This is a genomic window from Oceanobacillus piezotolerans (assembly GCF_003665065.1).
GTDB lineage: Bacteria > Bacillota > Bacilli > Bacillales > Amphibacillaceae > Oceanobacillus > Oceanobacillus piezotolerans.
On the sequence record NZ_RCHR01000003.1, the window covers coordinates 320551 to 347094 of the forward strand.

The following is a 26544-nucleotide window of genomic DNA, read 5'->3' on the forward strand; positions in this document are numbered from 1 at the left end:
TACACAGTATAAGCTTTGTTTAATGATTATAATACATTAAATCGATTTCCTTGAATGAAATAGAATATTTTGATACTTTTTATGTAGATGTTATTAGAAAAGAGGGATATCTATGTATCGAAAAGTAGAAGATTTTATTCAAGAATGGTCTCATTCTGCAAATGGTACACTGCAAGTATTAGAAGCACTTACAGATGAGAAGTTAGACCAGGCTATTGTGGAAGGCCATAATACACTGGGCTGGTTAGGCTGGCACCTTACTACTGCACCTTTGTATTTTGTAGGACAAGTTGGTATTCAATTAGAAGTAGAGGTAAATTCAAAGGAAGTTCCTAATAATGCAAGTGAAATTGTCCAAACTTATAAAAAAGTTTCCGAAGCAGTAACAGAAAAGATAAAGGACTCCCTCACAGATGAAAAGCTTGTAGAAGAAGTAGATAGCCATGGTTCTCTCGTTCCAAGGGGCAAGCTGTTAAGAACGTTAGTGGATCATCAAACACATCATCGCGGACAGATGACGGTACTCCTAAGACAAGCTGGATTGCCAGTGCCAGGTGTAATGGGGCCAACGAAGGAACAACGAGCATAATTTTTGAGAAGAAATCGCCTCAACTTTATCAAGATGAGGCGGTTTTTTTACCTCATTTTGCAGATATTTTCCCTTAAAAGCGACAAATTTCGGTCAACATGGCCAATACCTGAATATCTTGCTTTATAGTCCTTAAGTAAATGGAAAATTTACTTACTCAAAAGATGAGAATAACAACCACTTTGATAAAAATTTGGAATGACAGAGGAGATATCTGCAAAATTCCATATAGTTTGTCCATGTAATGCAAAAGAATCAATATAGACAACCATTAGCATTCCTGGAAGTGGTATATGTAGTCAAACCCTATTTTTATGTTTCTGTGCAACTATAATTATTACTAAGTGTTCTAGGATTATTTATTTCATGATAAGAGTACTAACCAGTGACCGTCGTTAATCTATATAGCACAATTCAAAGGAGCGAAGTAATCAAAGCCGTCACTGTGGATTGTTAAAATATAGACCTACTAAAAACATTAAAAAGATTAAAGGCAAATCCTCATTAAAACCTGACACACTCTCTAAACCTTTTTTACTCTTCATTCTCCTTTATCTGTTTTATCCTGTTATTTACTGTATTTGATTTCTCCACCAATGATGGTCATTTCTATTTCTGTATCTAAAAGCTCGTCTGGATTCTCCATCTCAAAAGGATTGTTAGAATACACGGTCATATCTGCAAGTTTTCCTCTAGCAATGGTTCCTTTGATTTGTTCCTCGTTAGTTGGATAGGCAGCTAGTTCAGTAAAGATTCGAAATGCTTCATACATCGACAGTTTTTCTTCTGGAATATAGCCATTATGTATTTGACCAGGTGTTTTTCTAGTTACAGCAGCATGAATGCCATGCAATGGATCGACCGGTTCGACTGGTGAGTCTGATCCGCCTGCACAAATCACGCCAGCATTTAATAAGGATTTCCAAGCATAGGAAAGTCGAATCCGCTCTTCGCCAAGCCGCTCTTTCACCCATGGGAAGTCGCTTGCCAGGAAACGTGGTTGAATATCAGCAATTCTGCTAGGTCTTGCTAGTCGTTCTATTAATTCTTTCCGAAGTACTTGTGTATGGATAAGTCGGTCACGATAATTTACTGCAGGGAACTTATCTAATACATCAAGGACATTTTCTAATGCTTTATCTCCAATTGTATGTACGGCAATTGGCATATCCAACTCGCGTGCACGCTTTACAATATCATATAAGGCGTATTGATCCATCATGGCATCCCCATAATTATCTGGATCATCACTATAAGGTTCGGATAGAAGTGCAGTCCTGCGTCCAAAAGCACCATCTGCAAATATCTTTACTGCCCCGATTTGCAGGGTATCATTGCCATATCCAGCATACATGCCAGCATCATGTAAATCGTCAAGAAATTCATGGTTGACTAATAAATTTGCTCGCAACCCAAGTTTTTCTGTATTTAAAAGTTCATCATAAATGGAATAGGTTTGCTTCAGTCCACCCATATAAAGAGGATCATTGGTATGGACACTCGTTAACCCTTTTCTCAATGCAAATTGTATCGCTTGTCTTAATGAATCCTTCATAACCTCATAGGACTTTACTGGAATAAATGGCTTAATCAAATCAGAAGCTGACTCTAACAGTAACCCTGTTGGTCTTTTCGTTTGTGGATTCTTAACAATCATTCCACCTTCAGGAACAGAAATGGATGGATGGTAATTGCTTCTCGTTAACGCATGACTGTTGACAATAGATGCATGTTCACAAATTCTGGATAAAAATAACGGATTATTTGGAGCAGCGAAATCCAATTCTTCAATGGTCGGAATCGTTCCATCTGTAAACAGATTTTCATCCCAGCCACCACCAAGCAGCCATTCTCCTGGTTTAAGTGTATTTGCTTTTGCTTGTATCTTCTCAAGCATTGTTTGTTTCGAATGGGTTCCAGTTAAGTCAAGGTTTATAAATTTGTCCGCTAATAGAGATAGATGTAAATGACTGTCCACTAATCCTGGTGTTACGGTTTTACCTTGTAAGTCAACAATAGCAGCATCAGTCGTTTTATAGTTTGATAATATTTCTTTAGTTGTACCTAAGGCGATGAAACGCCTGTTTTCAATTACAACAGCTTCTGTGACAGGTTGTATTTGATTGAATGTATAAAATTTTCCGTTTAAGAATAGTTTTTTCATAGTTTGCTCTCCTTTAGAGGTATTTAATATAGGAATATATGTATGGAATGCTCTACAAATGGAAAATTGTGGTCCCATAAATAAAGGGTGGATAGTCTGAAGGAAGGGGAAGGTGAATGATTGTTATTTTTTGCGCAACTGGGAAAATAATTTTAATGCACAAAAAAACAATGATAGAAAATAACCTACCATTGTTGCCGCACAATAATGTTATCCTCCAATTCGATCAGTAGTCCTCCATGCGAATAGCATTGCATGACAGTCTGCTCCTTGTTTAGGAAGCATCCCAGCAATAATAAGTTTGACCCTTATTACACTTCGGCAAACAATCCTTTCGTCAATCCTCAACGATGTCATACTCCGACTGATTACTTATATTCTTTGCGCCTCTACCTCACCGATCAGTAAGGTGTCTATGAAATTAGTTTTAATACTATCAAATGGTTGTAAATAATTCAACCCAATTTTATAAAATTTAGAAATGATGAAATAGATTAATATAATGAAACCTAGGGGTTTAGCTTATTTGAATGATTAGAAAGAGACTGGAGATACAAGTTGACAATAGAGAATACAATATTCTATACTTTATTCAACATTGTTGAATAAAAGGAAACATAATTGAATATATATAAATAAATCAGCTCCTGTCCTTTATAAACAATGGTGGGAGTGCAACACGTAATGCAAGAGACTGACATATTCTGTTAAGGACTATTAATAAAGTAAACGCTATCATTTTGAGTGGATAAATTTTTGAACAGGAGAGGGTACTAATGAATAAATTGCCAAGTTTTGTTCAAATTAAAGAAGTTGGACCAAGGGACGGCTTGCAAAATGAGAAGAAGGATTTACCTACAGAAGACAAAGTAACGTGGATTGATATGCTTTCTAATAGTGGTATAAAAGAAATTGAATTTTCTTCATTTGTAAACCCGAAATGGATTCCAGCTTTAGCTGACGCAAGAGAGGTTGGGAAACAGATGAAGCGTAACCCTGATGTTAGGTATTCTGCCCTTGTGCCAAATCAGAAGGGGCTTGAATTCGCTTTAGAAGCAGGGATTGATGGTGCCTCTGTATTTATGTCAGCAAGTGAAACACATAACCGTAAGAATATAAATAAATCGATTAATGATACTTTTCCTGTACTAAAAGCCGTAATAGAGGAAGCAAAGCAAGCAGGTAAATATGTAACAGGTTATGTTTCCACTGTATTTGATTGCCCATACGAAGGAAGAATAGAACCTGAATCTGTTGTTGAAATATGTGAAAGATTACTAGAATATGGGGCAGATGATATATCTCTCGGAGATACAATCGGTTCGTCAGTTCCATCTCAAGTAGAGAATTTATTGGAAAAGGTAATGGTCCAACTCCCAAAAGAAAAAATCATCATGCATTTTCATGACACAAGAGGGATGGCGATTGCAAATATTATGACATCCATGCAATATGGAATTACTCATTTTGATAGCTCGATTGGTGGGCTGGGGGGGTGCCCTTATGCACCGGGAGCTGCAGGGAATGTTGCTACAAATGATGTTCTATATCTGTTGCATGGATTAGGAATAGAAACAGGAATAAATGATAAAAAGATACAAGAAGCTTCGCTGTTTATCCAGAGTAAATTGGGCAAAGTGCTGCCGAGCAGATCTTTGTTAGCAAGTGGATAATAAGGTAGGAGCCGATTTAACTTTTAGAGCTTCTATCCTAGAAGAGGTTGGGACATATAACTAAATATTTTAATTCAAAAGACGAACGAACCAATAAATAAGCGAAGTATATTTCCGGAGCGATATTTCTCCACTAGCCGAAGTTCGGCTTTTTCTTTTGAAAAACACTTTTGTCCAGCCTCTTTCTTTTAAATAGTAATTTATATAGAATATAATGCAGTTTTACTTACTATCTTGACTACCTTTGATGTACTGTTCTATGATTAAAGCACTAGAATCGAACGATGAAGAAAGGAATGAGCTTCAATAGATCTTAATAAAATAGGAAATAAAATAAAACAATTACGTTTAAGACAGAAGAAAACGCAGCAGCAAATTGCAGATGAATGCGGTATCTCCAAGAGTATGCTTTCGAAAATTGAAAATGGACAGACAGCTTCAGCTATTGCAACGTTATCAAAAATTAGTGAAGCGTTAGGTGTCTCTCTATCTTGGGTACTTGATGATAAAACAAATGACGATCTAGTACTCCAAAAAAGATCAAATCGGAAATCTAAGGTTGGAGATGTACATATGGGTTATTCTTATGAGATGCTTGCTAATCGTTCTCTTTCAAGTGGAATCGAGCCAACAATCGTACATGTAACCCCTAAAAATATAAATCAGAGAAATGAAACATATACTCATTCCCAAGATGAATTTATTTATATTTTGGAGGGCTCTATTTATTTGCTTTATGATAATGAAAACTATTATATGGAAAAGGGAGACAGCGCCTATTTTCAAGGATCAAAACCACATTTATTTGTTCCTGTAAATGACGAAGAAGCGCAAGTATTAACTTGCTTTATTAACCAAGATTTTTAAAATGCAATCAACTATTGTTGGTTGTGTTTTTTTGCAGGTAAACATAGAAGAGGGGGATGAATTAAATGTTGGAGCCAGCTTGTGTATTTTGCCACCCAAAACTGGAAAAAAAGCAAAACGTTATTCTAGAAAATGAATATTGCAGATTTCTACAGCTAGAAGATGCTATGAAGAAAGGAGTTATCTTGGAAGGAGCTGGGGTTATCGTACCTAAAGCGCATCGTGAAACAGTATTTGAGTTAACGGAGGAGGAATGCAATGCGACCTTTGCTTTGTTAAGAGAAGTAAAGAAATATATTGATAAGATATACCAGCCACAAGGATACAATCTTGGTTGGAATTGTGGCGAGATTGCCGGTCAGCATCTATTTCATGCTCACTTCCATGTACTACCCAGATACAAGGATGAAAAGATGGTAAACAGAGGAATTCGTTTCATGTTTAAAGACGGTCAAAATGAGCGATTTTCAAATGTTTTAGGTTAATGTTTCCTTAGTCCAAAAAATTCCTGCTTATGTACTGGGTATAAGGTGAATTCAATTTATACCAGATTGAGAGAAGATATTGCTTATGGAACAGTTTTATGAAGCGGGCGGTCCTAGTCGACCGCCTGCTTCTTGTGTCACAGGTTAACTGACTGTAAGCCCATTAACGAGAAGATTCCTAGAGTATAAGAATTGTAAGTGGGGACTAACAGCAGATCAAACACCCAATTGGTTTAATGGCTCTTACTTATACCTTAGTGGTGTTAGCACTCAGTGGGCGAGAAAAGGTAATCCCCACTGGTGGAAGTTTTACTTTAAATTAGAACCAAGCAGCTCCAACAATGATTAGAAGGATAAACAATACTACGATTAACGCGAAGCCACCACCGTAGCCATAACCACCGCCATAGCCGTAACCACCATAACCACCGAATCCACATCCGCATCTACCAAAACCCATATTTAAAAACCTCCTTAAATAATTTAACTTTCTTCAGATCTTAATATACGTAAGCTGACCCTACAATGATTAGCAAAATAAACAATACAACAATTAAAGCAAAGCCACTACCAAAGCCTCCTGCATAACCACCACTCATTCATATCACCTCCAAAGTGATTTACACAAATAATATATGAATGGTTTTATATATTGTATAGGTATAATCCCAATTAGAACGATTTAGGCTATCAAGTGTTTTACAGAAATGTTTCTGAATCAAGCTTTAATAAATCCTTGCCCTTTACTTTAGACTTTTTTGTGAAAGCTTCCACAAGTTGATATCCAGCGCAATAGCCGAGCATTTTGGGATAGAGGTTTCTTCCATATAGGATTGCTTCATATTTTCTGTTGTTTGGTGTTAGCTTGCTATTGGGGATGATGATATGATCGATCCATTTTTTAATTTGAGCGGCTGGATAATAGGTAGTCCAGTTTGCTTGAAGGGCTTCCCCCAGCTGCTCCCCAACCATATACTCTGCTAAGCCTTCTAGAATAATAGCATCTAGTAAGTTATATTTGCTAGAATCCTTAGCATGATGTTTTAATCGACAGACATGATTGTATTCGTGAGTAAATAGAGCCTTTAGTTCATTCTCTGTTGTTTTTTCAGAAATAAATAAGAACAATTTATCAGTGAATGCGACGCCTGATTTCCCATTAAAATCTTTGGATAATTTTCGATTATTCGAATCGGACGGGAAGATAAAGATAGGAATATCTGGACCTTGCCATTTTGCACGAAGTAGATCAAATTCTCTACTTGTAACTTCCCAAAAATTCTTTTTTTGTAAGTACTCAATAAACTTCTTTTTATCCTTTGAAGGTGATCTATACATTCCGTTCCTAACTAAGTAAGAGAAGATATCATCTGCTGTTCCACCTGGAAAATATTCTTCTAACTTTGCGCAAATAAGAATGGGTTTATCATATAAATCATGCAACCATTGATCTGTTTTTATCACGCCCATTATATTTCTCCTTCCACACATATATCTTCATTTAAAGTATGCTATTCCGATGAAGGATGTTATCCCACAATATTTATAAACTAACCTAATAGGTCAGTACACTAGTAGGCATTGTCATTATTGTAGTGGAAAAGGGCATTTGTACAGTGCGCTGCTATGCTAGGACACATATACTTAAAGGGAAAACGTTTAGAAAAATATAGAGAAGAGAAAGAAAACAGTAACGAAGATTTAAAATTAGGTAGGGGGAAGGGAATTTCAGTATCTCTTCACTATGTGAAGAGACTAAATAGAGATAATGGCTAATAAGGGGGGTGTAGAATGGAGCTAATTGACCCATTAATTCAACAACCATTAGAAGTGAATATAACCGGAAATTCACGTCATCATGGAATATTAGTGGATATTGGTACAGATGTAATCGTGCTCTATAACGGAGACGACTACCTCTATATACCTATTAAGCATATTAAAAAAATAAAAAAGGATGAGCGAGGAAAAACAGTAGATAATGATAAGTATCTTGCTTTAGAACATCTTTCACTACGAAAAATTCTAATGAAATCCAGGGGAGTCTTTGCTGAAATTAATGTAAATGGAAATGAAAATGAAACGGTCCACGGATATGTAACAAACATTTTAAATGATTACTGCGTATTTTACTCTCCGGTATACAAGACACTTTATATTCCTCTTCATCAATTAAAATGGTTTATTCCATATAAAAATCATCAATCTCCTTATACTTTAGAAAGAGGAATGTTTTCGATATTCCCATCGAATCTTACATTAGCCCGTACATTAGATATTCAACTAGAAAAGTTAAAAGGACAAATTATTGTGCTTGATTTAGGGCTATCAACAGACAAAATAGGATTATTAAAAGGGATTTCTGGAAACCTTATTGAACTTGCAACTGCTCGTGGAGATTCATTACTAACAAACATACAACATATTAAATCTGTACATTTCCAATAAAAAAACCTTAAGAAGGATATACTCCCGCTTAAGGTTTTGTGAGGCTTTAAACTTTAGTTTTCTCTTCATATTCTATCGCTTCATGTCCAGGGCTACTGGAGAAATTGGAACTGCCGGTGATATTTTCCAGTAGATCTTTGACATCTATACCAGAAGACGCTTTTAATGATTCTTGCAGGGTTGCCATTAAATTAGTCGCATAACCGGATACTTTATTTGCTCCGCCATTTTCACTATTACTGCCTGTATCTACTACAGTAATCTTATCAATATTAGATAGTGGACTGGCAACTTCCTTAGCATATTCAGGCAGCATTTTAATAACCATATCAAGAACGGCCGCTTGACCGTATTGTTCAAAGGCTTCCGCAATTTTACGTTTTGCTTCAGCTTCAGCCAGTCCTTTTAGGCGAATAACTTCCGCTTCCGATTCACCCTGTGCTCTTTGGGAATCTGCTTTTGCAAGACCATCTACACGGACTTTCTCAGCCTCTGCTTTAGCTTGGGATTCAATTCGATATTGGTTTGCATCTGCTTCTGCAATTTGCTTCGCTTTATCTGCAATGGCTGATTGTTCAACCGCATAACGATCTGCGTCTGCCTTTTTCTTAACTTCAGAATCGTATTGCCTTTCCCGACGCAGTATTTCCTTTTCTTCTAATTCAATTTGTTTTTGACGCTCAATAATCTTTATTTGCATTTCTTGTTCGGTAACTTGTTGTTTCGCTCGAGCAGTTTCGAAATCATAGGCTTGGTCAGCACGTGCCCTTGCTATATCTTGTTCCCGACGATATTCTGCGGTTTTTAATTGATTTTCTTTCTCTGCTTCGGCTATTTCCGTTGCTCGTTCAAGCTCAGCTTTCTGTGCTTCTTTAGCAGCCTCAGCACGTTTTATCCTTGTTTCCTTATCTGCTTCAGCTGTTGCAATATCCGCATCTCGTTTCACTTGGGCTATACGTGGTTTACCTAAAGAGTCGAGGTAACCATTCTTATCCTTCACATCTTTAATGGTAAAAGAGACGATAACTAATCCCATTTTTGCTAGATCTTGAGAGGCCACACGCTGCACTTCTTGGGAAAATTTATCTCTATTTTTATAAATTTCTTCTACTGTCATTGACCCTAGAATGGAACGAAGGTGACCTTCAAGAACTTCCTTCGCTTCATTTTCGCGATCTTCTCTTGTTTTTCCTAAAAATTGTTCAGCTGCAGTAGCAATTTCACCAATAGATCCGCCAATTTTAATAATAGCTGTCCCATCCGCCATTACGGGGACACCTTGCTCTGTGTATACTTCAGGCGTAGTAACTTCTAGTTTACTGGATAACAGACTTAGTGGCTCTGCTTGTTGGAATACGGGGAGGATAAAGGCGCCTCCACCACGAATAATTTTAATCTTATTTCCTGATTCATCCACATGTACATTTTTACCACCTAAATAACTTCCTGTTACTATAAGTGCTTCATCAGGTCCAGCAGTGCGGTATTTAGTTACAAAGACTCCGATAAGTGCTAATACTAATACTGCTGCAATACCAATAACGATCCAAATGCTTGGCATCATCATTCCCCCTCATTTTAATTTTTATAATAAATTATCCTATATGGATAATTATTAGCTATAAGTAGTCATCATACATACTTTCTTCATAAGGCACTACATAAAGATTTCCATTTTCAAAATTAATGACGAGTACTTTTATGCCTGCTTCGATTTCATCATTTTCATAACTGCAGGCAGGTTTGGATATCATACCGCTCTTGCTATCGATCATTATTTCTCCAAAACCATCTTTTGGTATCGGAATGATTATTCTACCAACCCTGCCTTTTAAGGATTCCTCTGTATATCCAAGTGAACCTTCTGCAGAGGCCATTGGTATTAGAACAAAGATATTTAGAAAAATGGATAGGGCCAGTGCAGAGATTCCGGAAATGATTATAATCCATACGCTCGATATTGTGGTAATTTGCTCCAAAATATAACCCGAGGCAGAGAAAAAGATGCAGTATGCAAGTATAAGAACTGGATTGAGGTGGATGGTTTCAAAAAATCCTCCTGCCATTTCTCCAAATAGAATTTGAAAAAGTGTTAAGGTGCCAGCTGCAAACAATATAATTAGATAGATATTCTCAATAGATGTTCCAAATAAATACATAGGCATCCATCCTTTTTTAAGTATAAATGAGGTTTCTTAATTTATATACGGGGAAGAGGAGTAATAGGTTTCAAAAAATGTAAAAATTTCATAATAAACATAAAACAAATACAAAATGTAACTTCCATGCCATACTAAGTTATACTTACAGGTCAAGAGTGGTGGCACTTCAGACTTGATAGAGGGATTAACTAGACCTAAGAACTTTTTTTTCTTAAGAGGGGAAAGGAAGAATTTTAAAAAATGATTTAGAGGTTTCGCTCGATTTGGTATTAATTTGTTTAAGGTAATGAATGATTGTCAGATTAATGTACAAACTGACACATAACAGAAATAGGAGGAGGTTAATTTGAATGAGTGAGGAAAGTAAGGAGAGATCCATGCAATTGTTTTCGAATGATGCACTAAAAGGGAAGCCGTATCTGGATATTGATCGTGTTATCCGTGATAATGAAGTTAAACATAAGATGAATAATAACATTAGAAACAAATAGCAATAAGCCCAGCAATTAATATTGCTGGGCTTATTGCTTGTCAAGATAATAATTATTTTTTCGGAAAATGTTCAAATATATTTGACAAACTTGTGAACATGTTGAATAATATAAGTATAAAGGAGGGGTTGTAACATGCAATCATTCGGAAGTAATATCGTCACAGCTATTAGCTTTATTTGTGGAACATTATCCGTAATTGGTACGTTACTATTTTTCTACGGATATATTGTAAGCGGTTTATCGGAAGTCATTGGTATAGGAATTGGGATTGTGATGGGAGCAGTATTCATCTTTATAATGGGGATATTTTTAGCAATTACGGAAGAGATGTACACGAAGGAAGGGAAGGGAGCAAAATAAAAGAGCATCGACGATAGCATCGATGCTCTTTTTTTTACATATAACCCCATACCATAGCAAGAAGGGAACCGAAGACTGTAAATAGGGCAATTACAACACCGTAAATGGTAGATGTATAAATCGTACCTTTATCTTCACTTTCACCGGCGTGCATAAAGATAATTAATTGAACGCCTGCTTGGATGAAAGCTGTTACCAATAGAATTGTCATTCCCAGCTGAAACGACATATCGAAAAAGTATACACTAAGTGCCACTATAGTTAATAGTAAAGAAAACACGAATCCATTTACTTGTTTAATAGGAAATAGTTCTTTCATTTTACATCATTCCTTTCAAGTAGATGAAACTAAAGATGAAGATCCAAACTACATCTAGGAAATGCCAATATAACGAGAAAATAAAGGATTTATTAGCAGTAGCTGGTGTTAAACCTCTTCGCTTAATTTGAATCATAATAAATAATCCCCAGAACAACCCAAGAGTAACGTGGGCACCATGCGTACCAAGCGTTGTTAAAAGAATAGCGGTAAATGCACTAGTTTGCAATGTTGCACCAACATGGTAATAATGCATAAACTCATAAATCTCAACACTTAGGAATCCTAAACCTAGTAGAAGGGTGATTCCTAAGAATACTAGCATTGCTTTAGTTCGTTTTAGTCTCATGGCATTAATAGCTAAGCCAATCGTAAAGCTACTTGTTAAAAGTACAAATGTTTCAATCAATACTGGTGTTATTTCAAAAATTTCGCCACCAGAAGGTCCATTTCCTACACGATTTTCGTATATAAAGTAGGAAGCAAAAAGTGTTGCGAAAAGCATAATTTCCGCACCGAGAAATATCCAGAAACCAAGGATATTAAGTTGATTCTGTTCGGTGCTATATTCTAGAGGCTGTGTGTGATCTATTTTCATTGTCCAGCACCTCCAAATTTATCTTCTGTTTCTTTAATTTCTTCGGCTGAAATATAGCGACCATCATCTTTCTCAAATGAACGGTATGCCATACATGCGAAGATACCGATAGCAGAGATTATTACTCCAGCCCAAATGTAGAATACAAATGAGAATCCGAAGATAAAGAATAGACCAGACATAATAATTGGAAGACCGCTATTATTTGGCATATGAATCTTCTTAATGCTATCTGGGAATAATTTATGTCCTTTTTTCTTATAATCCCAAAATGCTTCACTAGATTCTACCTGAGGTAGAACGGCAAAGTTATATTCAGGAACAGGGTTATGCGTAGCCCATTCTAGTGAACGTGCATTCCAAGGATCATCTCCAACATTCCTTGGAGAATAACGGAAACTGTAATAAATGTTATATACGATTATAACAAAACCAATTGCCATTAATCCTGCACCGAAGAAGGAAAGCATGTTTAATGGACCGAAGCCAGTTGCCTCTGAGTACGTGAACATACGGCGTGCTTGCCCGTCTAATCCAGTAATATACATTGGGAAGAAGGAGAAGCAGAATCCGATAGTAAGGAACCAGAATGCCCATTTCCCAATTTTTTCGTTCAACATAAAGCCGAACATTTTTGGCCACCAATAAGTTAAGCCTGCAAGCATTGCAAATACAACACCTGGAATAATCGTATTATGGAAGTGAGCAACCAAGAACATTGTATTATGGTATTGGTAGTCTGCACTTGCAACTCCAAGCATTACACCTGTAACCCCACCAATCGTAAAGAGTGGAATAAACGCTACAGAATATAGCATTGGTACAGTAAAGTGTATTTTCCCTTTCCACATAGTAAGCAGCCAGTTAAATATCTTAATTCCAGTTGGAACTGCAATAGCCATTGTTGTAATAGAGAAGATACTGTTTGTTAATGCATCTTGACCCATCGTAAAGAAATGGTGAACCCATACAAGGAAGGATAATAGGGATATAATAACCATTGATCCTACCATTGATTTATAACCATATAGATTTCTTTGTGAGAATGTTGCAATGATTTCACTATAAATACCAAAAGCAGGTAAGATTAAAATATAAACCTCAGGATGTCCCCAAACCCAGAATAGGTTCGCCCACATCATGTCCATACCGCCATTTGTGGAAGCGAAGAAATGGGTTCCAAACTGACGATCTAATGTTCCCATTATGATTGCAATCGTCAATACTGGGAAGGCAAAGACAATAATCGCATTTGTGATCAGAGCAGACCAAGTAAACATTGGCATTTTCATCAGTGTCATGCCAGGTGCTCTCATTTTAATAATGGTAGCGATAAAGTTAATCCCTGTCATTAGGGTACCGATACCTGATATCTGTAGTGCCCAATTGTAATAGTTAACACCGACAGATGTACTAAAGTCATTGCTTGCAAGTGGATAATAGTTCGTCCATCCGGCATCAGGTGATCCGCCAATAACAAAGGAGATATTAAATAGCATTGCACCTGCAAAGTATAACCAAAAACTAATTGCATTTAGTCTTGGGAAAGCTACGTCTCTAGCTCCAATTTGTAGTGGTACAACAAAGTTCATTAAACCAATTACAAATGCCATAGCCATGAAGAAGATCATAACTACCCCGTGTGTTGTGAAAACCTCATTATAATGTTGTGCATCTAGAAAAGTATTGTCAGGCACTGAGGTTTGAAGTCGCATCATAACTGCGTCCGCACCACCACGGAAAAGCATTAGTAAAGCGGAAATAATATACATAATTCCAATTCGTTTATGGTCAGTAGTAGTTAACCATTCGTTCCATAAGTAGCCCCATTTTTTAAAGTAACTTACGCCAGCAATAATGGCTATGATTACTAAACCTATAGCAACCATGGACGCGTATATTAATGGACTGGGATGCGGAACAGCAAATCTTTCAAAAAATTCCATGTTCTTACTCCTTTCGAGAGATAATAATCGGTAATTCCTGTTGCTATAAAACTCGAAAACTAGTGATTAGTGTGCTCTGATGTATCCTCGTTATCCTCAGAATGCGAGTCATCTGAACCATGATTATGTCCACCATGTTCTCCCTCTGGAGCTGGTGCAAACTCTAAATGTGTACCTGTAAAGGTTAGTTGTCCAAGGTGTCCAGGTTCTAGTAATTCATCAAATTTTTCCTCTGTGATTGGTTCAGCTGTTGCGTGAATTTCATCAACCCAAGTGTCAAATTCGTCAGGAGAAAGAGCAGTTACATTAAATACATGTTTTGCAAAACCTTCCCCACTAAAGTTTGAATTTCTACCCATATATTCACCAGGACTATCTGCAACTAGATTTATTTTAGTTATCATATCTGCCATGGCATATTTTTGCCCAGCAAGCTGTGGAATCCAGAAACTAGTAATTGGTCCATGTGAATACAATCTGAATTCAACTGGCCTGTCTGTTGGAAGGAAAACATAATTGACTGTTTCAATATCCTGTTCCGGATAACTGAAATGCCATTTCCAGTTAGATGAGGAAGCATATATTACTAATGGCTCCTGATCTTCATATCCTTCTGGTACGTCTTCAACTTGATAAGTGGAGACAACAGAGACTACGGATAAGAAAGCAACAATTAATACTGGTATTCCAATAATAATGCTTTCCACTATTGGACTTGCTTCGATATGAGGTGGCTCATAATCGTCTGGTTGTTTTGAGGCACGGTATTTAACTAGCATATTTATTAACAGTGTCAATACAACTATTACTACAACTGCCATTGTGAATATGGATATCCAGATTGTATTTGAAAGCGTCTCAGCTTGAGGACCTTTAGGATCCAAAACAAGCAAAGGCTCACAACCTATTAGCACTGTGATCATAGTAAAAATAAATGCTAGTAAGGCCCATTTTTGTTTCATTGAGTTACCCCTTTCTGTTTTTCTAACTTATTTGTTAGATAAAAAGCTTTTATTAACTCATACTATTACTACTGGAACGTAAAAACAATGAGTTTGTGAAAAGTTTCATAAAATGTTCAAGAAGCTTTGAACTTTTTTCGGCTGGCAAAACTAAAGCAAGTTACTACAGAATTTAATTAATTTCAGAAGGAGAGCAATTTTACCCTTGTTGCCAATTGAAGGATAGGAAGCTTAGAACCAATTAATCTCTAAGATAACACCCTAGTTATTACCGACGAAAAGATGATTGTATCATTTCCCTAAAATAAAGGCACCTAAAATGGGGTGAATCAGTTTCTGGTATTTAAATAACGAAATTATAGTATAGAAATTTAATCTATAAATATCCGTTCTATAAATTGAACTCATTTATTAATAATAAAAGTTGACAAGAACTTTCTGATGTGATAAATTAATTAAGTTGTTTTTGGATGCTATAACTGCAACTAGTTTTTTGGTGTTAGAAATTCCTTATGGATTTAATAGAATACTAATATAGGAGCCATTAGCTCAGTCGGTAGAGCAACTGACTTTTAATCAGTGGGTCGAAGGTTCGAATCCTTCATGGCTCATCATTTGCGGGTGTGGCGGAATTGGCAGACGCGCTAGACTTAGGATCTAGTATCTTCGGATGTGGGGGTTCGACTCCCTTCACCCGCATCATTGTAATAAGAAACTTCTGCATAAACAAGTGAAGTAGCACAATCATAAAATACCACTTAGTCGAGGTTAGGGTAGAGGGGCGGCCCACGCTTCAAATTATTCGCCGGGGCTTGGGAAACTGATGAACAGATGCTCATGGATATGATATATTTAAAATACTTTATATATGCGGGTGTAGTTAAATGGTATAACCTCAGCCTTCCAAGCTGATGTCGTGGGTTCGATTCCCATCACCCGCTCCATTATTTTTAATGGGCCTGTAGCTCAGCTGGTTAGAGCGCACGCCTGATAAGCGTGAGGTCGGTGGTTCGAGTCCACTCAGGCCCATATCTAATGAATTCAATAAAAAAGCAGAACACTGATAATTGTGTTCTGCTTTTTTATTTTAACTGAATTCGAGGGAAGCTTACTGTAAAGGATATTCAGGTTGTCGTGACGCTCCGGGGTTAATGAAACAAAATCGAGAGGATTTCCTTTTTTGCGCTGACACCTGCTCTACAAGTTTCTAGACATAAAGTCGGATGAGGCGTACAGTTGGAATTTCTGATTTATTAGTGGCTAATGTTCGCTAGAGTTTCTTTTATTTAGAAGTGTATTTATGTGTAACAGGGTATTTCCGTCTTTTTAAAATAATTTGTTTAGTGGGTGAAATTAGATTAGGGATTGTTAATTCGTGCATAAAATACTCTGCACCATCTATATGGAAAATTCGATTTCCTTTATAACTAACTTTTTTTCCTTGCTCAATTAATTCTACTGATACTGCCTTAGTATATGTCTTTTCATCGGGATAATAAGCATTTATATGGATTGTAATACAGTCTTCATGCATACTTGATAGCCATTTAAGCCAATAAAATAAGATTAATAGAGTGATTTTTAGTAAAAGTAACATCTTTTCCCTCCTTACTTTATCACGTATGAACTGGTGTAAAGCCTGCCTTTAAGAGACTAAACAGCTGAGGCAGCTGGTAATAGCCTGATTTATTCAACGTCCTGTGGGTCTCTCCTTTTGGTGTGCGCATTCAATTAAGATGGGGGAACTGTTGATTTAATAACTGTAATAATACTTTTGCGATAATTTTTCCTGCTGTTTTGGGAGCTGTTTTTCCAGGTATGCCTAATGCGTGGATCGCATTGATGCCTTTTTCTTTTGCGAATGAAAAATCTGTACCGCCTGGTTTTGAAGCTATATCAATAATAAGGGCAGAGGGGTGTACTTTTTGTAAAACGCGTTTGTTTAGGATGTGGGAAGGGATTGTGTTGATGCAAATTTGGGCAGAAGAGATAGTGTTTTCTATATCAGACAGCACAATAGCTTTAAGACCCATCTCTTCGATGCGAGCTATATGCTCAGTTTTCCTAGCAGCAACTGTTACAATTGCTCCTATAGAGGAGAAGGTACGAGCAATCGTCAAACCAACTCTTCCAAAACCGAGTATTAGAACTTTGGATCCATGAATCGTAGTGTCTGTTTCTTCAATGGCTATTTTTAATGTTCCTTCAGCAGTCGGAATAGAATTATAGATAGCAATATCGTCCCTGTTAAACAGTGGAACCAACGAACGATCGGCATCCATGCATAAATCTTGTAAGTATGGGTTAGAAATACCAGTATAAATCACACATCGGGCTGGGGTTTTTAGAACAAGATCCTTTGTCAGGTTTATTGTATGTGTAGAATAGGTAGCTTCTATATTCCCGTTATGACCTGTTCCTGAAACCGGAAGTAAAATGGCATCTATTTCTTTTAATGGTACATCGTCTAGCTGACATAGGATGATATCATGTTTATCAAGATGATCGTTAATTTCCTCATAACCAACTGCATAGACTCTAATCTCTTGACAGGCAATCGCCTTCATTAATTCCACGTAACGATAATCGCCACCTAGAATAAGCATCTTTACCATTATTATTCCACCTTTCGCATTAACTAAACTTATATAATCCCTTTTTGGTTAGGTATTACGAGTTAACTGATGTCATACTTCGGCTTTATGCATTCGAGCGATCTTACAGATCTTAAGCAGGGACCAGCAGTCGGTAAGAGCTTCTTTCGGATAACTGCAATCAGGGAGGAAGAAAGAAAACCCAACACTGATTGACGTTTCTCTTCATTATATAGATTGATTATATTCGATATGACTACTTCCTATATTAGCAAATTTTTAGAAAAGTTAATATAGTAAACTGTCAAGATATGTATGCTAGTGGTATAATATCTATAACTTACTGCTTCATGCTTTATGAAGGATAGAGAAAGAGATTGCTTTAAATAGGGGGATTTTGATATGGCAACATTATGGCAAACTCCTAATCAGTTAAGGTCTTTGCTGACGGAACTTGTAGGATGGAAAAGTGTTTCATTAACGGAAGGAGAGCGTCAATTTCCAGTGAAATTACAAGCCAAACTGCAAGATTTGGAATACTACCAAGCAAATCCGGATTATATTCGCTTGTATGATGCGGATAAAAGAAGAAAGTTCTTGACTGCTTTATATAAACACCCTAATGCGACCGATACCATTTGTATGATTAGTCATTTTGACACGGTAGGCACAGAGGAGTACGGAGACTTCGAAGCATTAGCAACATTGCCAGAGGATTTAACAAAAACATGGATGGAAGCCCAGGCTAAGCTACCTCCCGAAGTATTAGAGGATTTAATATCTGGAGAGTATTTATTTGGCCGTGGAGTCATGGATATGAAGATGGGTCTAGTCTATCATATGAGTTTAATTGAAAGAGCTAGTATGGAAGATTGGCCTATTAACCTATTATTAGTTACTGTTCCTGACGAAGAAGTAAACTCAGCCGGAATGCGTGCGGCTATTCCGAAAATACTAGCAATGCAGGAAGAACACAAGCTTAGGGTTACACTCTTCCTTAACAGTGAACCTGTATTCTCAAATAATCCTAGTAACCATCATTACTTTATTTATACTGGTTCCATTGGGAAAATACTAGGTGCAGCTTTATTTTATGGAAAGGAAACACATGCTGGAGAACCTCTTAGAGGATTGACATCTTCGTATATGGCTTCTTATTTAACCAAAGAAATGGAATGGAATGAAGCTTTTATTGAGGAGGTGTTAGGGGAAAAAACACCACTTCCAATAACATTACAACAAAGAGATTTAAGCCTGACTTACTCCACACAGACACCCTATCGCTCATCTGCTTTATATAACATTTTTATGATGAAGCGCAGTGCATCAGAGGTGTTTGATATTTTTGAGAAAGTTGCTAATGAAGCCGCTCGTAAATGTAATGAGGATTACCAGCTGAAATGTAAAGCTTACGAGGTAACACCAATTGGAAATGTGAAGGTTTTGAAATATAAGGATTTACTAGAATATGCAACAAATAAACTAGGTAATGATGCTATACAGGAAATGAAAGCGGATATATATTACCAAGAACAGTGGGACGATCGAGAGAAGGCGCTAAGAATAGCTGATCGATTAATGATTCATTGTCAGGAATTAGCGCCAGCAATTATCATTTTATTCGCACCACCTTATTATCCTGCTGTTAATTCGTCAGACAATGATTTGGTAAAAGAATGTACGGCATTTGTTAGTAAAACAGCACAAGAAAAATGTAAACTATCCATCCGTCAGGTCCATTATTTTAATGGGATTTGTGATTTAAGCTATGTAAATTACGAAGGGACGAAAGATGGCTGGTCAGCCTTTGAAGAAAATACACCAGTTTGGAATGACACTTATACAATACCTTTTAAAGAAATGCAGCAATTACAGGCTCCAGTGCTGAATGTCGGTCCATTTGGCAAAGATCCACATAAGCGATCTGAACGTTTGCATATTAAGAGTGCGTTTGAGCAAACACCTGTTTTATTAGCAGAACTAATTAAGATGTTAATCAATAGGAAGTCTGATTAACAAAAAATCAAAATAGCTATCATTCCGGATGAGAAGGGATGATAGCTATTTTGATTTTTTACTTTAGTGAGGATTCTTAGCAAACATAAATTTAATACAGCAAGTACAGGGGAAATTAATGCATTCGCTAACGAAAGTGGAGATGCAGTTTTTTTAACAGTATTTAAAATTCTTACTATTTGGCATGATTTGGTAGCAATTTTTAGTGATTCTAAATTATTTGACTTTCATCCATTTTAAAGATGATTAAACACGTCAAAACCAAGTTAAATCACTTTGACGAACGAAAGCATTCTCGGTAAGCTAAATAGCGTAAACTAAATTGACAAAAGATTCAGGAGGTGAAAGCATCACTATATCCGAAGCTATATCTAAATTAAAAATAACTTCAAAAGAGTACCATTTCCGTAAGCCAAAGAAAGAAGATGGAGCGGAAGTATGGGAACTAGTGAAGCATACTGGCAACCTTGACCTAAATTCGTCCTATAGTTACCTCATGTGGTGTGAAATTTTTTCAGATACGTCGATTGTCGTTGTGAGAAAAGAAACACAAAAGGTAGTTGGATTTATTTCTGGTTTTATTCATCCAGAACAACAAGACACGATATTTATTTGGCAAGTAGCTGTTCATGCATCGGAAAGAGGGAGAGGTCTTGCGACAAAAATGCTGCTGCAATTACTGGAACGTGACTACTGTGTAGATGTTCATTATGTGGAAGCAACTGTGGGACCTTCCAATACCCCATCCAAGAGATTGTTTTTAGGACTGGCCAGAAAATTTCAAACCAATTGGAAGATTAGTGACTATTTTAAGGCTGATGATTTTCCGAGTAAAGGCCATGAAGATGAACTATTGTTTAAAATTGGACCAATTGAAAAATAAATATGTAATCATAAATAAATTATAAAGGATGAGTGGATGTCAACCGCTATAATTAGCAACGATAAAATGGAAACATTTGAGAAATACGAATCTGTAGTAAGAAGTTACAGCCGAGGCTGGCCAACGGTTTTTGAAAAAGCAAAAGGCTATAAAATCTGGGATGTAGATGGTAAGGAATTTATTGACTTTTTTGCTGGAGCTGGTGCGTTAAATTATGGCCATAATGATGATGTGATGCAAGAGAAACTAATTGAATATATTCGTAACGATGGGATTCTGCATAGCCTAGACATGGGTACAACCCCTAGAAAAATGTTTCTTGAAGCATTTCAAGAAACCATACTCACCCCTCGTAACCTTCGTTATCAAATAATGTTCCCTGGGCCAACCGGTACCAATTCTGTTGAAAGTGCATTGAAAATTGCTAGAAAAGTTACCGGCCGGGATACGGTAATTAGTTTTACTAATGCCTTCCATGGAATGACAATTGGTTCGTTATCTGTAACTGGTAATTCCTTTAAACGCCATGGAGCTGGCGTGCCACTGCACCATTCTGTGTTTATGCCTTTTGATGAATATGCAGAAGACCAAGATTCCCTCGTATATCTAGAACGATTTTTAGAAGATAATGGCAGTGGCGTGGCGCTACCTGCAGCAATTATTTTAGAAACAGTTCAAGGAGAAGGCGGCATTAATGCAGCTCGAATGGAATGGTTAAGAAAAATAGAAACGCTATGTAAACGCTGGGATATTCTATTAATCGTAGATGATGTGCAAGCTGGATGTGGAAGAACTGGTACATTCTTTAGTTTTGAGCCTGCCGGCATAAATCCTGATATTGTTTGCTTGTCTAAATCTATTGGTGGAATTGGATTGCCAATGGCAATTACACTTATTAAGCCGGAGTATGATAAATGGGGGCCTGGTGAGCATAATGGAACCTTCAGAGGGAACAATCTAGCATTTATCGGTGCAACGGAAGCATTACGCTACTGGGAGACAGACGACTTTTCTAATGAAATTAAGGCTAGTGCTGCCTTTATTCGGAGGCAGGTTGACTCTATTATCGATAGATTTCCAGAGTTAAAGGGAGAAGCACGGGGCAGAGGATTAATGCAAGGAATCGCTGTAAATGTAGAGGGACTTGCTAATGAAATATGTGCTGAAAGCTTTAATCGAGGCTTAATCATTGAGACATCAGGACCTAACGATGAAGTTGTTAAATTCTTACCACCACTGATTATCGATCAAGTTGGATTAGAAAAAGGATTTGAGATATTAAATCAAAGCATTAAACATGTTTTATCCAATTAAAAGCATATATATAAGAACAATAAATGAAAAAGGGGCTAAGAAAATGATTGTAAAATCTCTTGATGAAATTATCGGAACAGAAGATCACACAAAGGGAGAAACTTGGGAAAGTCGTCGATTTATCCTGAAAAAGGATGGCGTTGGTTTTAGCTTAAACGATACGATTATTAAAGCTGGTACGGAGAGCTTCTTTTGGTATAAAAATCATATTGAAGCAGTCTATTGTATCGAGGGTGAAGGAGAGGTTGAAAAGATAGAAACTGGCGAGGTATGGCAATTAAAACCAGGAAGCATGTATTTATTAAATGATCACGATAAGCACAAATTGCGAGCAAAGACAGAGATGCGTATGGTTTGTGTATTTAATCCACCATTAGTCGGAAAAGAAACACATAATGAAGAAGGATATTATCCATTGCTAACAGAATAAAGTGAAGCTTTTTAACCTGCGATAAAAATGAAAACAGAGAAAGCCTCTTAGAGCTTTCTCTGTTTTCATTTTTTTTTGACTTGCTACTACTGGACATACTGCACGATATCCATGTGTTTAAGTTCCTGACTCTAAAAATTTAAGAATTTAAAAGTAGGGTACAGGCTTTTATATATTTAACTCCTCGGCTACGGCTATTTTTATTTTTTCAATACACTCTTCGGTTGTTTTTCCAAATATACGCTTGCCATTTACCATAGCGTACGGTCTCATCGCGCACATACCACAGTAATTCATGCACTCGTAACTCATTACAGCAACCTCAGGCTGGTCTTTAAATAATTCTTCTAATTCCTCGATGGATAATCCATTATAATCGCATATTTCAACAATGACAATTCCCATAATAAACACGCTTTCTAATAGTATTCTATCCATATAGCTTACATGAAGGCCATTTGGAATACAAATAGTTGAATTTATGGCAGGTTAACTGGCTGGCTGTAAGACCCCTACTGAGCGATGTTTCACTTTATGGATTTGGATATGTTTTTCTTAAGAATTCAATAGATTGAAGGATTAATTTTTTTAAAACCTCGGTGTCAATATCCGCTACTTTATTTATATAGACACAAGCTTTGCCTGTAGTATGTTTGCCGAAAGCCTTTAATAATTCCTCGCGCCTTTCATCACCTGTAGCAAAATACAAGCTGACTTTTGCTTTACGCGGAGAAAACCCTACTAACGGTGCATCTCCTTCATGGCCAGTGGCATATTTATAATGATAAGAACCAAAACCAATAATGCTTGTACCCCACATTTTTGCCTGAAAGCCTGTTGTTTCTGTGAAAATATCAAGTAGTCGGTATGCATCTTCGCGTTTTTTTGGATTCTCTACACTTTCAATAAATTCGATAACACTACGATCATTTTCTTTTGTTTTAAGTTCGTACATTTTTATACTCCCCCACTAAGATTAATTTGGTTATCAAGAATTTATCTACTGGCTTTTTCAGTAATTACAATCAATGGGGAGACATATGCCCCTCTAGATTGTAATTTTTACTTTGTCACTTGCAATTCTTGATATAAAATAGGAATCTGTTCATGACCGACAGGCTTACTAAAGAAATATCCCTGACCTTCATGACATTGTTGTTGCTTTAAGTACTTTAATTGATGAGGAGTTTCAATTCCCTCTGCAATAATTCGGAATCGTAAATTTTTCCCCATGTTAATGATGGTATTAACAATGATTTCCCCATCTGTATCCAAATCATCAATAAACGACTTATCAATTTTTAAAGTATCGATAGGGAGTTGTTTTAAGTAGCTTAAGGACGAATATCCTGTACCAAAATCATCAATAGATACTTTTATACCTAGTCCTTGAAGCTTCTGTAATGTCTTGGATACATTGGCAATTTCTAAAATGGTACCCTCTGTAATTTCAATTTCCAAATAAGATGCATCTAATTGAGTTTCATCAATAATTTGCTTTAAATCATCGATAAAGCTTTGTTCTTTGAATTGAATAGGGGAGACGTTCACCGATATTCTTTCAAGGAAAATTCCATTTTCTTGCCAACGTTTCATCTGATTGCATACTGTCCTCAATATCCACTTTCCTACTTCTATAATCTTTCCTGTTTTTTCTAAAATAGGGATAAATTCACCTGGGGAAACAGTTCCTAATTGTTTGTTCTTCCAGCGCAATAAGGCCTCCACACCAACAATATTATTTTTCTTTAAATTAATAAGTGGCTGGTATACAATATGAAACTCATTATTTATTAGAGCATTTTTTAACTCCAGTTCAATCAGCAAGCTTCGGTCCATATGAATTTTTTGGTTGTCCATGCTAAAGGAATAGTCATCGCCACCATTCTTCTTCACATGGTACATGGCGATGTTGGCTTCCTGCAGAGCTGATCGTATAAATTCCTTAGCATCATTTACTTTTGGATCATAAATTTTGCTGCTAATTCCAATACTTAATTTGATTGTCATTTCATGATGATCTACCTGCAGCGGTGCTCGACTTTGTTTTAAGATATTCCTTGCTATCTGTTCGATTTCTTTTTTATTTGTATTTTTTTCTAAGATGATTCCAAAGTTGTCCCCGTTTAATCTAATTAATAAGTCTGATTCTCTTATGCTATGTTTGATGCGCTTCGAGATTTGTTGTATAAGGGCATCTCCAACGTCATGGCCAAAATTATCATTGATTTTCTTAAATTGATCTAAGTTAAGGAATAAAATGGTCACCGAGTCATCAATCAAAAAGGAGTGGTTCTCCATCCATTTTATCAAATAATTTCGGTTCGGTAATTCAGTATTTGGATCCATGTACGCCATTTTTTCTAGACTTTGTTCGTATGTTTTTTGTTCGGTTATTTCGTAACTGATTGCTATGTATTGATATAATTTCTCATCGCTAATAAATGGAATAATGGATGTGTCTGTCCAGTAGTATGTACCATCTTTCGCCTTGTTTTTCATTTCCCCGCGCCAAATCTTTCCGCTTTCTACTGTTTCCCTTATTACATTATAAAAAGCAGGGAGATGGCAGTCAGCATTTAGCATTTTTACATTTTTTCCAATTAACTCATCCTGATTATACTTAGCTAGATGGCAAAATATTTCATTAACAAAGTGAATCGTTCCTTCTTGATCAGTAATGGATACGGTGGCTGATTTGTTTAATGCTAGTGCTATATTCTGAAGTTTCTTAGGTGGTATCTCCAACTGTGATGTATATGTCACAAACATAACCTCTTTCCTATTACTACCATGGTCCTATTTTTATTATACAATTTGTGGCAAGTACCGTAAATCTAAAAGTAGGAAATCCGGCTTAAAAGGGAAAGAGGTCAAGTTATAGGATGCCTTATGCATAATGACCGCCAATTTTTTTACTGCGATCGATGGTTACTCCTGCTTCTGTATAGCTAGAGGCCCTGAGGATAGCAGTTGAACCGTATTTATCACGAATCGTATCCATTACGTAACCAATATCTGTACGCTTAGCTCGATCCTCAAATAGTTCTAATTGTGTTTCTCCTTTGTCGAAAAGATTAGTTAACGTGACATAAACATGCCTAATTTTGCTGTATCCATCATAGAACTCATGAAATAATTGAACACACACTCGATATACATCCATGGTTACATTAGTAGGAAGCTCAATCGATTTGGACCTTGAAAAGCCATCGCCAGTATGCTTTGAGTAAGCGATTCCGAGATGAATCGTTTTTCCGACTTTGTTAGCTCTTCGTGCGCGACGACATGCTTCTTCACAGAGATCTAAAATACAAACCTCAACTTCATCCTTTGTATAATCACGCAGCAGGGCAATCCCATGTCCAAATCCTTTTTGTTCGGTTTTAGTGAAATTTCCATATACGGGGCTTAAATCAATTCCCCAAGCATGAAAGTATATTTGTTCACCCATAATCCCAAATCGCTTTTTGAGCTGCTTCACGTCATAGTTTGCTATCTGACCGAGTGTGACAATTCCCATACGATTGAGATTTCGCTTCATTCTGCTTCCAATTCCCCAAATTTTCTCTATAGGGAATGGCCATAGCTTTTCTTTCACATCCTCATATCTGCATTCTGCAATGCCAATCTTTTTTGCATGCAGATCCATGACTACTTTTGCAAGAAATTTATTATCACCAATTCCAATCGATGCTGTCATTCCAAAATGATATAGAATATCCTCCTTTATTTTTTGAGCAACTTCAAAGCGATTACCAAATAATTTTTCTAAGCCATTTACAGTTACCCATACTTCGTCTACCGAGTATTGGTGAATGGCCTCTTTAGGTGCATATTGATTAATGAGTTTGGTAATTTCCATGGAAACCTGAAGATAATCGGCCATGTGAGCGGGAACAATATGAATATTAGGATCATCTGGCAGCTCAAAGAAACGGCTGACATTGCTAATTCCATACTTTTTCTTCAATGCAGGAGATGCGGCAAGCACTATACTTCCTGAACGGCTTGGATCTCCAACTACTGCTAATAAATCTTCCATCGGATCAAGCCCAAGTTTTATCGCTTCTACACTTGCATAGAAGGAGCGCATGTCAATGCAAAGTACATCATTTCGAGGATAAAGAGAGTAATCCATTTTATTCACCCACCTAACAAGAACGTTTGTTCTTATTATATGAACTTCAAGATAAATTAGCAATGGAAAAATAATCCGTGTTGATGTTTGAACCTAAAT

The 26544-nt window shown here is 36.7% G+C and carries 26 protein-coding genes, 4 tRNA genes, 1 pseudogene and 1 riboswitch; of the genes and pseudogenes, 15 read left to right on the forward strand and 16 right to left on the reverse strand.

Going from position 1 to position 26544, the window contains the following annotated elements; translation table 11 throughout:
• The first annotated feature begins 112 nt into the window (after nucleotides 1-112).
• Nucleotides 113-589, forward strand: coding sequence for a DinB family protein (locus D8M04_RS09635; RefSeq protein ID WP_121522709.1), 477 nt, complete (start codon nucleotides 113-115; stop codon nucleotides 587-589).
• Nucleotides 590-1157: 568 nt separating this feature from the next.
• Here D8M04_RS09635 and D8M04_RS09640 read toward each other — a convergent pair.
• Nucleotides 1158-2753 carry an amidohydrolase gene (locus tag D8M04_RS09640; RefSeq protein ID WP_121522710.1) on the reverse strand — a complete coding sequence of 532 codons (1596 nt, stop codon included), beginning with the start codon at nucleotides 2751-2753 and terminating at the stop codon, nucleotides 1158-1160.
• Between the two features lie 222 nt (nucleotides 2754-2975).
• Nucleotides 2976-3153: riboswitch (Lysine riboswitch) on the reverse strand.
• Nucleotides 3154-3529: 376 nt separating this feature from the next.
• Here D8M04_RS09640 and D8M04_RS09645 point away from each other — a divergent pair.
• From D8M04_RS09645 to D8M04_RS09655, 3 genes are all read left to right on the forward strand, one after another.
• The gene (locus tag D8M04_RS09645) at nucleotides 3530-4426 is read left to right on the forward strand and encodes a hydroxymethylglutaryl-CoA lyase (protein ID WP_121522711.1); all 897 of its coding nucleotides are present in this window, start codon (nucleotides 3530-3532) and stop codon (nucleotides 4424-4426) included.
• Between the two features lie 333 nt (nucleotides 4427-4759).
• Nucleotides 4760-5293, forward strand: coding sequence for a helix-turn-helix domain-containing protein (locus tag D8M04_RS09650; protein ID WP_281277123.1), 534 nt, complete (start codon nucleotides 4760-4762; stop codon nucleotides 5291-5293).
• A gap of 65 nt (nucleotides 5294-5358) precedes the next feature.
• Nucleotides 5359-5778, forward strand: coding sequence for an HIT family protein (locus D8M04_RS09655; protein ID WP_121522713.1), 420 nt, complete (start codon nucleotides 5359-5361; stop codon nucleotides 5776-5778).
• A 319-nt stretch (nucleotides 5779-6097) separates the two neighbouring features.
• On the opposite strand, the pseudogene D8M04_RS20420 reads toward D8M04_RS09655, so the two are convergent.
• The 3 genes and pseudogenes from D8M04_RS20420 to D8M04_RS09670 all read right to left on the reverse strand — a co-directional run.
• Nucleotides 6098-6172: pseudogene (locus D8M04_RS20420) on the reverse strand (YjcZ family sporulation protein); the annotation flags it as partial.
• A 106-nt stretch (nucleotides 6173-6278) separates the two neighbouring features.
• The gene (locus D8M04_RS09665; RefSeq protein WP_121522715.1) at nucleotides 6279-6377 is read right to left on the reverse strand and encodes a YjcZ family sporulation protein; all 99 of its coding nucleotides are present in this window, start codon (nucleotides 6375-6377) and stop codon (nucleotides 6279-6281) included.
• A 100-nt stretch (nucleotides 6378-6477) separates the two neighbouring features.
• A complete protein-coding gene (locus D8M04_RS09670) occupies nucleotides 6478-7248 on the reverse strand; it encodes a DUF2268 domain-containing putative Zn-dependent protease (protein WP_121522716.1) in 771 nt (256 codons plus the stop codon).
• Nucleotides 7249-7569: 321 nt separating this feature from the next.
• Between D8M04_RS09670 and D8M04_RS09675 the strand changes: the two genes are divergently transcribed.
• Nucleotides 7570-8226 carry a DUF2642 domain-containing protein gene (locus D8M04_RS09675; RefSeq protein WP_121522717.1) on the forward strand — a complete coding sequence of 219 codons (657 nt, stop codon included), beginning with the start codon at nucleotides 7570-7572 and terminating at the stop codon, nucleotides 8224-8226.
• 46 nt (nucleotides 8227-8272) lie between these two features.
• Here D8M04_RS09675 and D8M04_RS09680 read toward each other — a convergent pair whose 3' ends face one another.
• The gene (locus tag D8M04_RS09680; RefSeq protein WP_121522718.1) at nucleotides 8273-9787 is read right to left on the reverse strand and encodes a flotillin lipid rafts scaffold protein FloT; all 1515 of its coding nucleotides are present in this window, start codon (nucleotides 9785-9787) and stop codon (nucleotides 8273-8275) included.
• 58 nt (nucleotides 9788-9845) lie between these two features.
• On the reverse strand, nucleotides 9846-10385 hold the full coding sequence (locus D8M04_RS09685; protein WP_121522719.1) for an NfeD family protein: 540 nt from the start codon (nucleotides 10383-10385) through the stop codon (nucleotides 9846-9848).
• Between the two features lie 353 nt (nucleotides 10386-10738).
• Here D8M04_RS09685 and D8M04_RS20005 point away from each other — a divergent pair, with 353 nt between their 5' ends.
• Complete coding sequence (locus D8M04_RS20005) at nucleotides 10739-10879, forward strand: hypothetical protein (RefSeq protein ID WP_158595107.1); 141 nt, start codon at nucleotides 10739-10741, stop codon at nucleotides 10877-10879.
• 135 nt (nucleotides 10880-11014) lie between these two features.
• Nucleotides 11015-11242 carry a hypothetical protein gene (locus tag D8M04_RS09690; protein ID WP_121522720.1) on the forward strand — a complete coding sequence of 76 codons (228 nt, stop codon included), beginning with the start codon at nucleotides 11015-11017 and terminating at the stop codon, nucleotides 11240-11242.
• A gap of 34 nt (nucleotides 11243-11276) precedes the next feature.
• On the opposite strand, the gene qoxD is transcribed toward D8M04_RS09690, so the two are convergent.
• Genes qoxD through qoxA form a run of 4 tightly spaced genes read right to left on the reverse strand, consistent with a single transcriptional unit; the run spans nucleotide 11277 to nucleotide 15067 of the window.
• Entirely contained in the window at nucleotides 11277-11561 is a 285-nt protein-coding gene (gene qoxD / locus D8M04_RS09695; protein WP_121522721.1) for a cytochrome aa3 quinol oxidase subunit IV, read from the reverse strand.
• Nucleotide 11562: 1 nt separating this feature from the next.
• Nucleotides 11563-12159, reverse strand: a complete 597-nt coding sequence (gene qoxC / locus D8M04_RS09700; protein WP_121522722.1) for a cytochrome aa3 quinol oxidase subunit III — start codon at nucleotides 12157-12159, stop codon at nucleotides 11563-11565.
• The gene (qoxB, locus tag D8M04_RS09705; RefSeq protein WP_121522723.1) at nucleotides 12156-14105 is read right to left on the reverse strand and encodes a cytochrome aa3 quinol oxidase subunit I; all 1950 of its coding nucleotides are present in this window, start codon (nucleotides 14103-14105) and stop codon (nucleotides 12156-12158) included. The genes qoxC and qoxB overlap by 4 nt, the downstream gene beginning before the upstream one ends.
• A 59-nt stretch (nucleotides 14106-14164) precedes the next feature.
• Nucleotides 14165-15067 (reverse strand): cytochrome aa3 quinol oxidase subunit II, encoded by a 903-nt coding sequence (qoxA, locus tag D8M04_RS09710; protein ID WP_121522724.1) that lies wholly within the window; start codon nucleotides 15065-15067, stop codon nucleotides 14165-14167.
• A gap of 538 nt (nucleotides 15068-15605) precedes the next feature.
• Between qoxA and D8M04_RS09715 the strand changes: the two genes are divergently transcribed.
• The 4 genes from D8M04_RS09715 to D8M04_RS09730 all read left to right on the forward strand — a co-directional run bounded on the left by D8M04_RS09715 (nucleotide 15606) and on the right by D8M04_RS09730 (nucleotide 16096).
• Nucleotides 15606-15678: transfer RNA gene (locus D8M04_RS09715), tRNA-Lys, on the forward strand.
• Nucleotides 15679-15684: 6 nt separating this feature from the next.
• Nucleotides 15685-15766 (forward strand) — tRNA-Leu (locus D8M04_RS09720).
• Between the two features lie 171 nt (nucleotides 15767-15937).
• Nucleotides 15938-16011: transfer RNA gene (locus tag D8M04_RS09725), tRNA-Gly, on the forward strand.
• A gap of 11 nt (nucleotides 16012-16022) precedes the next feature.
• A tRNA-Ile gene (locus tag D8M04_RS09730) sits at nucleotides 16023-16096 on the forward strand.
• Nucleotides 16097-16349: 253 nt separating this feature from the next.
• Here D8M04_RS09730 and D8M04_RS09735 read toward each other — a convergent pair.
• Both D8M04_RS09735 and dpsA read right to left on the reverse strand, forming a co-directional pair.
• Nucleotides 16350-16664, reverse strand: coding sequence for a hypothetical protein (locus D8M04_RS09735; protein ID WP_121522725.1), 315 nt, complete (start codon nucleotides 16662-16664; stop codon nucleotides 16350-16352).
• 130 nt (nucleotides 16665-16794) lie between these two features.
• Nucleotides 16795-17682 (reverse strand): dipicolinate synthase subunit DpsA, encoded by an 888-nt coding sequence (gene dpsA / locus D8M04_RS09740; RefSeq protein WP_121522726.1) that lies wholly within the window; start codon nucleotides 17680-17682, stop codon nucleotides 16795-16797.
• 381 nt (nucleotides 17683-18063) lie between these two features.
• On the opposite strand from dpsA, the gene D8M04_RS09745 reads away from it, so the two are divergent.
• From D8M04_RS09745 to D8M04_RS09760, 4 genes are all read left to right on the forward strand, one after another.
• Nucleotides 18064-19677 carry a M20/M25/M40 family metallo-hydrolase gene (locus tag D8M04_RS09745; protein WP_121522727.1) on the forward strand — a complete coding sequence of 538 codons (1614 nt, stop codon included), beginning with the start codon at nucleotides 18064-18066 and terminating at the stop codon, nucleotides 19675-19677.
• Nucleotides 19678-19999: 322 nt separating this feature from the next.
• Nucleotides 20000-20560: a diaminobutyrate acetyltransferase gene (gene ectA, locus D8M04_RS09750; RefSeq protein ID WP_342772637.1), complete on the forward strand. Its 561-nt coding sequence runs from the start codon at nucleotides 20000-20002 to the stop codon at nucleotides 20558-20560.
• Nucleotides 20561-20596: 36 nt separating this feature from the next.
• A complete protein-coding gene (gene ectB, locus D8M04_RS09755) occupies nucleotides 20597-21874 on the forward strand; it encodes a diaminobutyrate--2-oxoglutarate transaminase (protein ID WP_121522728.1) in 1278 nt (425 codons plus the stop codon).
• A gap of 43 nt (nucleotides 21875-21917) precedes the next feature.
• A complete protein-coding gene (locus D8M04_RS09760) occupies nucleotides 21918-22304 on the forward strand; it encodes an ectoine synthase (protein ID WP_121522729.1) in 387 nt (128 codons plus the stop codon).
• A 168-nt stretch (nucleotides 22305-22472) separates the two neighbouring features.
• Here D8M04_RS09760 and D8M04_RS09765 read toward each other — a convergent pair whose 3' ends face one another.
• The 4 genes from D8M04_RS09765 to D8M04_RS09780 form a co-directional block, all read right to left on the reverse strand.
• Nucleotides 22473-22709 carry a YuzB family protein gene (locus D8M04_RS09765; RefSeq protein WP_121522730.1) on the reverse strand — a complete coding sequence of 79 codons (237 nt, stop codon included), beginning with the start codon at nucleotides 22707-22709 and terminating at the stop codon, nucleotides 22473-22475.
• Between the two features lie 127 nt (nucleotides 22710-22836).
• Nucleotides 22837-23259: a DUF1801 domain-containing protein gene (locus D8M04_RS09770; RefSeq protein WP_121522731.1), complete on the reverse strand. Its 423-nt coding sequence runs from the start codon at nucleotides 23257-23259 to the stop codon at nucleotides 22837-22839.
• A gap of 107 nt (nucleotides 23260-23366) precedes the next feature.
• A complete protein-coding gene (locus D8M04_RS09775; RefSeq protein WP_158595108.1) occupies nucleotides 23367-25070 on the reverse strand; it encodes a sensor domain-containing protein in 1704 nt (567 codons plus the stop codon).
• Nucleotides 25071-25194: 124 nt separating this feature from the next.
• The gene (locus D8M04_RS09780; RefSeq protein ID WP_121522733.1) at nucleotides 25195-26445 is read right to left on the reverse strand and encodes a DNA polymerase IV; all 1251 of its coding nucleotides are present in this window, start codon (nucleotides 26443-26445) and stop codon (nucleotides 25195-25197) included.
• Nucleotides 26446-26544 lie beyond the last annotated feature (99 nt).